The 12,332-nt window shown below is 72.0% G+C and carries 8 protein-coding genes and 1 pseudogene; 6 read left to right on the top strand and 3 right to left on the bottom strand.

The window, feature by feature from the left end; translation table 11 throughout:
• Positions 1-394 (top strand): annotated as a pseudogene (locus tag E1287_RS44345) (hypothetical protein); the annotation flags it as partial.
• Positions 395-407: 13 nt separating this feature from the next.
• Here E1287_RS44345 and E1287_RS38490 read toward each other — a convergent pair.
• A complete protein-coding gene (locus E1287_RS38490; protein WP_131970271.1) occupies positions 408-911 on the bottom strand; it encodes a CGNR zinc finger domain-containing protein in 504 nt (167 codons plus the stop codon).
• A gap of 216 nt (positions 912-1,127) precedes the next feature.
• Between E1287_RS38490 and E1287_RS38485 the strand changes: the two genes are divergently transcribed.
• The gene (locus E1287_RS38485; RefSeq protein WP_243719727.1) at positions 1,128-2,147 is read left to right on the top strand and encodes a winged helix DNA-binding domain-containing protein; all 1,020 of its coding nucleotides are present in this window, start codon (positions 1,128-1,130) and stop codon (positions 2,145-2,147) included.
• Positions 2,148-2,614: 467 nt separating this feature from the next.
• Here the strand turns inward: E1287_RS38485 and E1287_RS38480 are convergent, their stop codons facing one another.
• Positions 2,615-3,346, bottom strand: a complete 732-nt coding sequence (locus E1287_RS38480) for a hypothetical protein (RefSeq protein WP_131970267.1) — start codon at positions 3,344-3,346, stop codon at positions 2,615-2,617.
• Positions 3,347-3,765: 419 nt separating this feature from the next.
• On the opposite strand from E1287_RS38480, the gene E1287_RS38475 reads away from it, so the two are divergent.
• Positions 3,766-4,293: a hypothetical protein gene (locus E1287_RS38475; protein ID WP_131970266.1), complete on the top strand. Its 528-nt coding sequence runs from the start codon at positions 3,766-3,768 to the stop codon at positions 4,291-4,293.
• Here the strand turns inward: E1287_RS38475 and lysX are convergent.
• Entirely contained in the window at positions 4,290-7,571 is a 3,282-nt protein-coding gene (gene lysX / locus E1287_RS38470) for a bifunctional lysylphosphatidylglycerol synthetase/lysine--tRNA ligase LysX (protein ID WP_243719726.1), read from the bottom strand. The two genes, E1287_RS38475 and lysX, sit on opposite strands and share 4 nt — an antisense overlap.
• A 158-nt stretch (positions 7,572-7,729) precedes the next feature.
• Here lysX and E1287_RS46085 point away from each other — a divergent pair, with 158 nt between their 5' ends.
• The 3 genes from E1287_RS46085 to E1287_RS38455 form a co-directional block, all read left to right on the top strand.
• Positions 7,730-9,706 carry a serine/threonine-protein kinase gene (locus E1287_RS46085; RefSeq protein WP_243719725.1) on the top strand — a complete coding sequence of 659 codons (1,977 nt, stop codon included), beginning with the start codon at positions 7,730-7,732 and terminating at the stop codon, positions 9,704-9,706.
• 23 nt (positions 9,707-9,729) lie between these two features.
• Positions 9,730-11,382, top strand: a complete 1,653-nt coding sequence (locus E1287_RS38460) for a serine/threonine-protein kinase (protein WP_131970264.1) — start codon at positions 9,730-9,732, stop codon at positions 11,380-11,382.
• Between the two features lie 22 nt (positions 11,383-11,404).
• A partial coding sequence (locus E1287_RS38455; RefSeq protein ID WP_131970262.1) for a serine/threonine-protein kinase occupies positions 11,405-12,332 on the top strand: 928 nt, incomplete at its 3' end.

Raw genomic sequence — 12,332 nt, 5'->3', positions numbered from 1 at the left:
GGCTTCCCCGCCCCCGAACGTGCCGCCCCGCCGCCTGGACGCCCCAGGCCGCCGCCCGCGCGTCCCGAACGCGGGGGAGCGGGAGGTCGTGGCACCACGTGCGGCAGGCGAGCAGAAGCAAGCTCCCGAGGTCAGCCCACCGCCCCCGCGCGACGGCTCGGCGGACGCGCCCGCCCAGGTCAAGCGCGGACGTTCGATCGCCAGCTACAAGCGCCCCGAGCTGGTCGAGATCGTCGGGCGCATCGCCCAGCGCGAGCCGGACCTGTCCGACGACCAGATCGTCGAGCTGGTCACCCGCCTCCTCGGCTGCCCGGAGGACGAGGCCCTCCTGGTGGGCGCCCGGCTCCGCTACGCGGTGGGCGCGTACCGAGAGCAGCAGTCCGCCCAGGACTGACCCGTTCGCGTGCTCACCGGGTCGCGCGGCGGGCGCGGTGGGCGGCGACCGTCGTACGGCTGGCGCAGGTGTTGGAGCAGAATCGGCGGCTGCGGTTGCGGGAGTCGTCCACGAAGAAGCGGGCGCAGCGGTCGGCGCGGCAGCGGCCGACGGTCACGTCCGGGTCCCCGCTCAGGACGTGGGCGAGCGCGGCGGCGCAGCTCCGGCCGAACCACGGGACGGGGTCCTCGCCGTCGCGGGCGAAATGCAGGTGCGGGCCGTCGCCGTCGTGCTCGCTGACGTACATCTCCGGCGGATAGCGGTCGAGGAGCAGGTTGACCGGGAGGGTGGGGCCGCCGTCCGCCACGGCCGCGACCGCCGCGCGCAGAGGCGGCAGGAGCGCCTCCAGTTCATCGGCGCCGGGCTCGGCCACGTGATGCTGGCGGAGGAACTCGCCGCGCAGGTCGCTCGGCTCATCGCCGTTGGCCAGCTCGACGGCCAGCCGCGTCAGGTTGCCGATGTAGGCGACGTACCGCATGTGCCCGCCAACCCCTTCCTCCGCCGGTAGGGAGCATGAATCTGAATACTACCTACACCGCTCCGGCACCAACTATGGAATAGATCATTCCGTTCTGATATAGTGGAGCGGAATAGTACGTTCCTCTCGGAGGCGGGGTCAACGATGCGGGTACTGGACCGACGGACGCTGAACCGGGCAGCCCTCGACCGGCAGCTCCTCCTGAGACGCTCTGACATGTCCGTCCAGGACGCGGTCTCCCTGCTCGTCGCGATCCAGGCGCAAGAGAACAACGTGCCGTACTACAGCCTGTGGACAAGGCTGGCCGGCTTCCAGCAGCAGGAACTCACCGACCTCATGAACGACCGCTCCGTCGTGCGCGGATCGATCCTCCGCGGCACCCAGCACATGTCCCTCGCCGAGGACTACCGGTGGCTGCGCCCGCTCGTCCAGGAATGCCTCACCCGGGGACGGCAGGCCGCGTTCGGCCGCGTCTCCAAGGGCTGGGACCTGGACGAACTCGCCATCGAAGCCCGCAAGCTCCTGGACGGCCAGGTCCTGACCCGTCCCCAGCTCGCCCGCGCTCTCGCCGAGCTGTGGCCCGACCGCGACGTGCAAGCTCTCGGATGGTCGGCCCAAGCGGTGCTGTCCGTCGTCCACCCACCGCCCAGCGGAACCTGGAACGTCGGCGGCGCCACCCCGTTCGCGCTCGCGGAGGAATGGATCGGCAAGCCCCTGTACGAGACCGGCCCCGCCCGGCTGATCCGCCGCTACCTGGCCGCGTTCGGGCCCGCGTCCGTCAAGGACTTCCAGATGTGGTCCGGCCTGCGCCGCATGGACGCCGCCTTCGAGGAACTCCGGCCCGAGCTCCGCGTCTACAAGGACGACAACGGCGTGGAACTCTTCGACCTGCCCGACCTGACGATTCCCGACGACGTGCCGGCGCCCGTCCGGCTCCTGCCGGGCTTCGACAACCTCGTCCTCGCCTACGCCGACCGCACCCGGCTGATGACCGACGAGCAGCGCAGGATCGTCTGCGTGGGCGCCGTGATCAAGCCCACGATCCTGGTGGACGGACGCGTCCACGGCCTCTGGACGCTCGAACGCGACCGAAAGGCCGGCAGTGCCACCGTGACCGTCGAACGCTTGGCACCCCTCCCGGACGAGCAGGCCGTCGAGGAGGAGGCCGCCCGCTTCCTGGAGTTCGCCGTCCCGGACGCCGACCACGACGTCCGCATCACATCCTGGTCGGGCTGATTCCAAAGCCGCACGCGGACGGAAAACGGCGGTGGACCCCGGGGAGCTACCCAGCCCCGGGGCCCGTCTGCCGCTGTATGCGCTCACCGGCGATGATCAGAAGGATGATCAGTCTTCTTGCCCGCGCTCTCCCATTGAGCCACCGCGGCACGAGAGCCGCGGGACAGATTCGAACTGCCAACCTCGGGAAAGATCGGCCTTCTCCGCCCGGCGAGTGAACGGCGAATGCTGATTCTGGAGCGAGAGTCTGAGATTGACGCGGCCGCCTCGACCGGACTTGGGCCACCCGGGCGCGAATGCCCGGGGGCGGATTCGAACCGCCAGTGTCACCGCTATCAGACTGAGGCTTCATTCTCAGCTTTCGCGCCCTTGCGGACGCGCCCCCGCGCTCCAGCGGGGGAGTCTTCGGGGGCCTTTCCCGTCCGGCGGCACACCGGCCGCCAGGACGGGAAAGGCCCGGGATTTCCTCAGGCGAGCAGGTACGCGAAAACGGCCTCGCCGACCTGCCGGTCGTCGACGTCCGCCGCGTTGGCCTCCTCGCGCGCGTATTTCACCGCGGCCTGCAGCCGGTCGACGCGGTCGCGCAGCTCGTTCACCCGGCGCGCGGGCAGCGCCCCGGAGAACGCCACCTTCGTCCACGTCCCGACGACGACGTCCTCGGTGAACGTCTCGACCTGCGCCGGGTGCTTCTCGGTCGCCTCGTACAGGACGTGCGCCCGCGGCACCTTCTTCGTCCTGGACGTCTCGACCGGATCGGTGCGCCACACGTCCCGGCTCTCGTCGTAGCTCCACGACTCGGCGGCGTCCAGGACGGGCAGCTTGTCGATCAGCGAGAGCAGCTCCGTGAGCTGCTTCTCCAGGAACAGCAGGTACGTGACCGGCGCCTGCGCGACGATCGTCCGGCCGTCGACGACCACGTCGGCGCGGGCCTCGCGGTTCGCCCAGTCCTTGGTCGCGACGACGTCGAACAGCCGGGTCAGGGCGGCGGCGACGTCGCGCAGCGCGTCCTCCGACTTCACCTGGACCTTGGTGGACTCCGGCGGGAGCGTCTCGCCCTCCTCGTCCTTGGGGCGGTAGACCCGCGAGATGCCCGACAGCAGCGCCGGCTTCTGCAGCACGCGCAGAACGTCGGCCAGCTCGCGCTGAGCGCGGCTCTTCACGCCTTTCTCAATGGCGATGATCTGATTGAGCTTTGCCACGGTCTCTTCACCTTCCCCCGTTCAGAACACCGCCAACGGTACTGAATGCCGCAAAGAATCCCCAGTGATTTTCCGGGCAGGACGACAGCGGCGGCTCACCGAAATAATCGTTAGGCGAGTGCCAGCGCCATCGTGCATAATCGCGTGCGGGCGCGCAGCAACTGGTTCAGGTATGGCGCGACGTCATTCGGGCCGACGAGAAGTCGTGGGTCCTGTTCGAGCACAGGACGTCCGTGGTTCTCATGGAGCCCGGCCCCGCGAGCACGGGCCGTCCCCCGCGGGCGGCCTCGCCGGCGACTTCGGGACGATCGACCCCGGCGGCCATTTTGGACCGTCCAAGCGTGATCGGGACGGCACGAACTCGACGTCCCCGGCCGAATCGCCTCCCCACATCCCGAGAAGTCTGTACAAATGTCGATGTGATCGAATGGGATGTGGAGGCGCTGGCGCGATTGCGGTCCGCCGTGCATCGCGGTGACTGGGCCGCCGGGCTCGAACTGCTGCAGGACCGCCCGCTGGAACCGGTCCTCCAGTACGCGGGCGACGTGGCGCTGATGGTCGTCGCGCGAGGGCAGGCCCAGGGCGCGTGCCTCGCCAACGACTGCCGCGCGCTGCTGGCCGAGCGTGGGTGGCCGGGGGACGCGGAGCTGGCCGCCGAGCTGGCCGAGCACCGCGGCCACGGATCCGGCATGACGCTGTTCCCGCTGCCCGTCGATCTCGGGGCGGTGGCGGCGGCCATGGACGACGGCCTCCACGTCCTCGACTTAGAGCGCGGCGACGTATTGACCATCGATGAGATGCCCGATGAGGAGACGCAGGCGGACGACCCGTCGCGCTGGCTGCCGATCCCGCCGGGCATCCTCCCCGAAGGAGAGGACGCCCGGCGCGGCGCGGCCCGCCGCTGGCTCGCCGAGCAGGGCTACCGTCCCGCCGAGCGGACCCTCTAACCCCCCGGCCGGACCAGCGGGAACGGGATCGTCTCGCGGATGCTGCGGCCGGTCAGCGTGATCAGCAGCCGGTCGATGCCCATGCCCATGCCGCCCGCCGGGGGCATCGCGTATTCGAGGGCGCGCAGGAAGTCCTCGTCCAGCTCCATCGCCTCGGGGTCGCCGCCCGCGGCCTGCAACGACTGCTCGGTGAGCCGCTCCCGCTGCAGGACGGGGTCGATCAGCTCCGAGTACGCGGTGCCGAGTTCGAGCCCGAAGACGATCAGATCCCATTTCTCGGCGAGGCGCGGGTCGCGGCGGTGCGGGCGGGTCAGCGGCGACGTCTCCGCCGGGTAGTCCCGGACGAACGTCGGCGCCATCAGCTCCTCCTCGACCAGCGCCTCGAACAGCTCCTGGACGAGCCTGCCCTGCCCCCACCGCGGGTCGAAGCCGAGCCCGAACCGATCGGCGAGCTTCCGCACCACGTCCACCGCCGTGTCCGGAGTGATCTCCTCGCCGACCGCCTCGGACACCGAACCGTAGACGGTGATCTCCCGCCACGGCTCCGCGAGGTCGTACTCGACGCCGTCCCGGACGACCACCGCCGTGCCGAGCGCGGCGCGGGCCGCGTCCACGACGAGGGAGCGGGTCAGGGCGGCCATCGTGTCGTAGTCGCCGTACGGCTCGTACGCCTCCAGCATCGTGAACTCGGGATTGTGCTTCTGCGACACGCCCTCGTTGCGGAAGTTGCGGTTCAGCTCGAACACGCTGCCCACGCCGCCGACCAGCAGCCGCTTCAGGTACAGCTCGGGCGCGATCCGCAGGTAGAGCCGCATGTTGTAGGCGTTGATGCGGGTGCTGAACGGCCGGGCGGCGGCCCCGCCGTGGACGGGCTGCAGCATCGGCGTCTCGACTTCGAGGTATCCGCGTGCGCGCAGGGCGTCGCGGACGGCGGCGACGGCGTCCCCGCGCATCCGGAGCATGCGGCGGGCGTCGTCGTTGACGATGAAGTCGACGTACCGCTGCCGGACGCGCGCCTCCGGGTCGGACAGCCCCGACCGCTTGTTCGGCAGCGGGCGCAGGCATTTCGCGGCGAGCGTCCACGACGACGCGAGCACCGACAGTTCGCCGCGCCTGGACGTGACGACCTCGCCGTCCACGGCGACCTGGTCGCCGAGGTCGATGAGCGTCTTCCACCGGTGCAGCGAGCCGTCGCCGAGCGCGTCGGCGGTCAGCATGACCTGGAGGTCGGCGGTCTCGTCCCGCAGCGTCACGAAGATCAGCCGGCCGTGCTCGCGGGCGAGGACGACCCGTCCGGCGATCGCCACCCGGACCCCGGTGCGGGTGTCGGGGGCGAGTGCGGGGAAGCGGGCGCGGATGTCGGCGGCGACGTCGGTGCGCTCGCAGCCGAGCGGGTACGGGTCCATCCCGGCGGCGCGGATCCGGTCGAGCTTGGCGTGCCTGACCCGCTCCTGCTCGGACAGCCGCCGCCGCGGCACGCAGGCCGCGTCGGCGGCGTCCTCGATCTCCTTGATCCGGTCGACGAGCCCGGTGGCCGGGCCCGTCGAAGCCGCGCGGTCCAGCTTCGGCCGGTTCAGGTTCGGCAGGAACCCCTCGGCGCGGGCGTAGGCGAGCCCCAGCCGGACGAGGTCGCGGCTCTGCGTGTAGCAGATGTAGCGGGGACGCCATTCCGGCAGGTATTTGGAGTTCGCCAGATACAGCGATTCGAGCTGCCAGAACTTCGACGCGAACGACAGGCACCGGTAGTACAGCCGCGCGACGGGACCCGCGCCGATCTGCGAGCCGCGTGCGAACGCCGACCGCAGCATCGCGAAGTTCAGCGAGAGCTGCTGCGCGCCGACGGCGGCGGCCTTCTCGGCGAGCTTGGCGACCATGTACTCGTTGAGGCCGTTCTCGGCGGCCCGGTCGCGGCGCATCAGGTCCAGCGACAGGCCCGAGCGCCCCCACGGGACGAAGCTGAGCAGGCCGCGTAGCTCGCCGTCGGCGTCGAACGCCTCGACCATGACGCAGCGGCCGTCGGTGGGGTCGCCGAGGCGGCCGAGCGCCATCGAGAAGCCGCGCTCGGTGTCCTCGCCGCGCCACGCGTCCGCGCTGCGGATCAGCTTCGCCATCTCCCAGCCGGGGATCTGCGAGTGCCGCCGGATCCGCACCCCGTACCCGGCCCGCTCGACCCGCCGGACGGCCTGCCGGACCTGCCGCATCTCCCGTCCGTCCAGGTTGAAGCGGGTGAGGTCGATCACGGCCTCGTCGCCGAGCTCCAGCGCGTCGAACCCGTGCCGCCGGTAGACGTGCGCGCCGCGCTCGCCGACGCTGACGGCGCCGGGGATCCAGGCGTGCGCGCGGCACTCCTCCAGCCACGCCTCGATCGCCTGGTCCCAGGACTCGGGGTCGCCGAGCGGGTCGCCGCTGGCCAGCGAGACCGAACCCTCGACCCGGTAGGCGATGGCCGCCTTACCGTTCGGCGCGACCATGACGTCCTTGTCGCGGCGCAGCGCGAAGTAGCCGAGCGAGTCCTGGTCGCCGTACTCGGCGAGCAGCCCGCGGGCGGCGAGCTCCTCCTTCGGACGCAGGACGGGGTCGCGGCGCCCCGGTTTGAACATCGCCCAGAACGTCGCGATCAGCAGCCCGGTGCCGAGGACCCACAGGATCGCGTCCACCCACAGCGGCACGCTCACGTCGATCGGCTTGCCCGTGACGCGCGGCCCGAGGACGGTCTGGGAGATCGCGTAGAGCGGATGCGTCCACAGGCCGCCGCTGTGGTCGCGGTCGGTGACGGTGACGAGGAACGTGCCGATCCCGCAGGTCACGACCAGCAGGCTGGTGAAGACGAGACCGGCGAGGCGGCGGTCGGCGCGGTCGGGCAGCGTGGTGAACTGCCCGCGCGCGGCGACCAGCAGGACGAGGACCGCGAGGTAGATGGCGGTGGTGACGATCAGGCCGGCGGGCGTGGGCCGGTCCGGGTCCAGCACCGTCGTCAGGACGGCCGTCACCCCGAGCGCGGCGGGCAGGCAGAAGATCAGCAGCAGGATCCGCCACGCGGCCTTCTTGCGCCGCCGGACGCCCATCGACAGCAGGATCCAGAGGAGCCCGAGCGGCACGCTCGGGAACCAGCCGAGGTACCCGATCCAGCGCAGGGCCCAGATATCCGCCATCTCAAGGATGAGACCATAGGAGACCCACGCGAGCAGCGACAGGATCCCGGAGAGACGGGTGTACCAGAAGAAGATCGTCGGCGCGGCCTGGATCAACCGTCCCCACTCGCCCCGGCTACGCGTCACGGGTGTCACGCCGGTCACGGTCCGGTGCGCGTGTTCCCGCCGTGCGGGGGGCCTCTGGTGGGCGAACCTCCGGGTGGAGCCGGACGTCGTACGGGTAGGGGGATGTGGCTTGCAAGCTCGGTCCAAGGTTGTCAGCAAAAGTCGATATGGTCGCGGATATGCCAAGTGAACCCACCGGTGAGCGGTTGCTCGCCCGCCGCTACCGCCTGGTCACCCAGGTCGGGCGCGGCGGCATGGGGACGGTCTGGCAGGCGCACGATGAGGTCCTCGGTCGTGACGTCGCGGTGAAGGAGGTCATCCTCCCGCATGGTCTCACCGATGAGGAACGCGCCGTGCACCATAAGCGCACGTTCCGTGAGGCGCGCACCGCCGCGCGGCTCGGCCACCCCGGCGTCGTCACCGTCTACGACGTCGTCGAGGAGGACGACCGCCCCTGGATCATCATGGAGCTCATCCGGGCCCGCTCCCTCGACCAGGTGATCAAGCAGGAGGGCCCGCTGGAGGTCCACCGCGCCGCCGAGATCGGCCGGCAGATGCTCGCCGCGCTGCACGCCGCGCACCAGGCCGGCGTCCTGCACCGCGACGTCAAGCCGAGCAACGTGCTGATCACCGGCGCCGGGCGGATGGGCGAGCGCGCCGTGCTCACCGACTTCGGCATCGCCACCGCCTCCGGCGACGCCACCCTCACCCAGACGGGCCTGGTCATGGGCTCGCCCGCCTACATCGCGCCGGAGCGGGCCCGCGGCCGCGTCGCCGGCCCGGCCTCCGACCTGTGGTCCCTCGGCGTCACCCTGTACGCGATGGTGAACGGCAAGTCGCCGTTCGAGCGGTCCGAGCCGATGGCCGCGCTGGTCGCGGTGATCTCCGACGAGCCCGACCCGCCGTTGAAGGGCGGCCGGCTCATCCCCGTCGTCGACGGCCTGCTGCGCAAGAACCCCGACGAGCGGATGGACGCGATCGAGGCGGGCGCGCTGCTCGACGAGATCGTCCGGCAGGAGACCGTCGACACGCAGCGGACGATGGCCGTCGAGTTCCCGCTGGACGAGCTCCCCGGCCCCCAGATGACGACATCGGACGCCTACGGGGAGGCCTACGCCGAGCCGTACCCCGAGACGTACGCGCCCGACCAGCCGATCCCCGCCGAGATGGACGACCCCGGCGGCCCGACGAGCCTCGACCCGGTCGGCGGGACGCCCCGTCCGGAGACCCCCGACGCCCGCCCCGACCAGCTCACCAGCTTCGACCTGCCGGCCGGCGCCCGGCCCGCCACGAAGCCGGGCGGAGCGGGCAAGTCAGGAGACGCCGCCGAGGGCGGTGCGAAGGCCGGGCCGGGCGAGACCACTCCCGACCCCGACCGCGTCTCGTCCTGGCGCCCCGGCCCGCCGACGCAGCCCGCCGCATCGAAGGACGGGCCACCGGCCGACCCGACGACCCATTTCCCGGCGACGACGCACCCGGCCGCGCGTCCCGCGCTCGCGTCCAACCGCAACGTGCTGATCGTCGCCGCGGTCGCGCTGCTCATCATCGTGGTCGTCGCGAGCATCGCGCTCGCGAACGGCGGCGGGGACGGCGAGAAGCCGGCCCGCAAGGGCGCCACGACCCCGTCGACCAAGGGCCGGTCCGCTCCGCCCGGCTCGGCCAAGCCCAGCGGCACGCCGAACGCCGGGCTCCCGGCAGGCTTCCGGATGCACAAGGACCGCAGCGGCTACTCCGTGCCCGTCCCGAGCGGATGGAGCGGGCCCGAACGCAAGCCCCAGGGCGGCGGCGACTTCTTCTACTCGCCCGACCGCAAGGTCTACATCCAGATCGACCAGACCGACGACCCCGGCGACAGCGCCATCGACGACTGGAAGCGGCAGGAAGACCGCGGGCCGCGCTTCCCCGGCTACAAGAAGATCAAGATCGTGCCGACCGGCGACCAGCCGCCCGTCCCCGACACCGGAGACGGCGACGACTCCGCCGACTGGGAGTTCACCTACGACGGCAAGAGCGGCCGCATGCACGTCCTCAACCGCGGGTTCGTCGCGAGCGGGCACGGCTACGCCATCCTCCTCTGCGCCCCCGACAAGGACTGGAGCAAGGTCCACGCCGACCTCCAGCCGGTCTACCGCTTCTTCCAGCCCGCCGACGACTGACGACCGATGAAGGGCCCTGTTTGATGCCAGATCGCGTGCTCGCGGGCCGGTACCGGCTCGAATCCGTGGTCGGACGCGGCGGCATGGGCACGGTGTGGCGGGCCCGCGACGAGACCCTCGACCGGGAGGTCGCGGTCAAGGAGGTCGTCCTGCCCGCCGGGCTGAGCGACGGCGAGCGGGAGAACCGGCACCGCAGGACGCTGCGGGAGGCCCGCGCCTCCGCGCGGCTGAACCATCCGGGCGTCGTGACCGTCCACGACGTCGTGGACGAGGACGACCGGCCGTGGATCGTCATGGAACTGGTCCGGGCCCGGTCCCTCCAGGAGATCGTGGAGGAGGACGGCCCGCTGCCGCCCGCCCGCGCCGCCGCGGTCGGACGGCAGATCGCGGGCGCGCTGCGGGCCGCGCACGCGATCGGCATCCTGCACCGGGACGTCAAGCCCGCCAACGTGCTGGTCGCGCACGGCGACCGCGCCGTCCTCACCGACTTCGGCATCGCGCAGCTGGCCGGGGACGCGACGCTCACCGGTACCGGGCTGCTCATCGGGTCGCCCGCGTACATGTCGCCGGAGCGCGTCAACGGCGACCCGGCGATCCCCGCGTCCGACCTGTGGGCCCTCGGCGCCACCCTCTACGCCGCGACGGAGGGGCACGCGCCGCACCACCGCGGCGATCCGATGGCGGTCCTCGCGGCCGTGATGACGCAGGACGTCCCTCCGCCGCGGAACGCGGGGCCGCTCGCGCCCGTCCTCACCGGCCTGCTGGAACGCGACCCCGTCCGGCGGATGAGCGGCGAGCGGGCCGAGGAGGCCCTGGCCGCGATCGCCTCCGGCCAGGCCGCCGCGGACCTCGCCGCCGTCCAGACCATCACGGACGCGGCGACGGCCGTCGACGCGTCCCCGACGCCGGTCCCGGCCCCAGCGCCGATCCCGGTCCCGAATCCGGACAGCACGGCCGGAATGACGGGCATGACCGCGCAGTTCCCGCCGGGCCCGGGATACGCGCCGCCGCCCGCGGGGCCGCAGAAGCGTTCTCCCGTGCTGCCGATACTCGCGGGCGCCGTCGCGGCGGTCGCGGTCCTGGCCGTCGCCGGGTTCCTGCTGTGGCCGGACGGATCGTCCGGCGGCAAGCAGGCCAAGGCGCAGCCGTCCCCGCCCGCGACAGAGCAGTCCGTACCGAACACACCCACGACACCGGCGTCGTCGTCCACTCCGAGCACGGGCGAGACGCCGCTCCCGGCAGGTCTCGTCCAGGCGAGCGGGCCCGGCTTCAGCATCGCCGTCCCGCGCGGCTGGCGGCGGTCCGAGCAGGGCAACAGCGTCATCTGGATCAATCCCGCGAACAGCGCCTACGTGCAGGTCGACCGGACGCAGTGGTCCGGCGACCCGTACCAGCACTGGGTCACCTGGGAGCAGGAGGCCATCGCCGACGGGAAACTCAGGGGCTTCCAGCGGATCGGGGAGATCACGCGCACGAGCGTCGCGGGCGTGCCCGCCGCCGACATCGAGTTCACGTGGTCCCGCTCGACCGGCGTCACCCGGGCGCGCGACCGCGGTGTGATCTTCGAGGGACGCCCCTATGCTGTGGTGGTCGCGGTTCCCGCGTCCCAGTGGAACGAGAACGAGGCACTCGTGAAGAATGTGCTCGACACGTTCCGTCCCTCCGGGGTGGGATGACCAGTGGGGGGACCCTCTAGCCATGGCACAGCCACGTCTGCTCGGTAACCGCTACCGGCTCGACTCGGTCGTCGGGCGGGGCGGCATGGGCACCGTGTGGCGCGCCTTCGACGTCATGCTGGACCGCGAGGTCGCCGTCAAGGAGGTCGTGCTCCCTCCCGGGCTCAACGACAGCGAGCGCGGCGTCCTGTACGAGCGGACGTTCCGGGAGGCGCGGGCGTCGGCGCGGCTGAACCACTCCGGGGTCGTGACCGTCCACGACGTGGTGGAGGAGTCCGACCGGCCCTGGATCGTGATGGAGCTGGTCCTCGCCCCGTCGCTGCAGGACCTCCTCGAACGCGGGCCGATGGAGCACCGCCGGGTCGCCGACATCGGGCTGCAGATGCTCGGGGCGCTCCGGCACGCGCACGAGAAGGGCATCCTGCACCGCGACGTCAAGCCCAGCAACGTGCTGATCACCGACACCGGCCGGGTCGTGCTCACCGACTTCGGCATCGCCCAGGTGGAGGGCGACGCGACCCTCACGCAGACCGGCCTGGTCATGGGCTCGCCCGCCTACATCCCGCCGGAGCGGGCGCAGGGCGAGCGCGCGGTGCCCGCCTCCGACCTGTGGGCGCTGGGCGCGACCCTGTACGCGGCCGTGGAGGGACGCTCCCCCTACGAGCGGTCGGACGCGATGGCGTCGCTGCAGGCCGCGCTGACCGAGCCGGTCCCGCCCGCGCGCAACGCGGGCCCGCTCTCCCGGGTGCTGGAGGGCCTGCTGGCCCGCGAGCCGGTGAACCGGATGACCGCCGCGCAGGCGCAGCCGCTGCTCACCCGCGTGGCGATGCTGCCCCCGCCCGCGGCGCAGGTCGAGGAGACGGTGGCGGACGAGCCGTCCGGCCGCTTCCTGCCCACCCGGACGGACGACGCGTCGGAGACCGTCCTCGACCCCGACGACCTGAACCCGC

Origin of the sequence: Actinomadura sp. KC06 (assembly GCF_004348735.1) — a bacterium.
In the GTDB taxonomy this organism is placed as follows: Bacteria; Actinomycetota; Actinomycetes; order Streptosporangiales; family Streptosporangiaceae; genus Spirillospora.
Note: the sequence above shows the minus strand (reverse complement) of the source record. Positions and strands in the feature narration are given on the sequence as shown.

What these genes read in the sequence shown, in the direction of transcription:
- E1287_RS38490 (WP_131970271.1), bottom strand. Translation starts at nt 911, where the DNA reads ATGCGGTACGTCGCCTACATCGGCAACCTGACGCGGCTGGCCGTCGAG.
- E1287_RS38485 (WP_243719727.1), top strand. Translation starts at nt 1,128, where the DNA reads ATGTCCGTCCAGGACGCGGTCTCCCTGCTCGTCGCGATCCAGGCGCAA.
- E1287_RS46085 (WP_243719725.1), top strand. Translation starts at nt 7,730, where the DNA reads ATGCCAAGTGAACCCACCGGTGAGCGGTTGCTCGCCCGCCGCTACCGC.
- E1287_RS38460 (WP_131970264.1), top strand. Translation starts at nt 9,730, where the DNA reads ATGCCAGATCGCGTGCTCGCGGGCCGGTACCGGCTCGAATCCGTGGTC.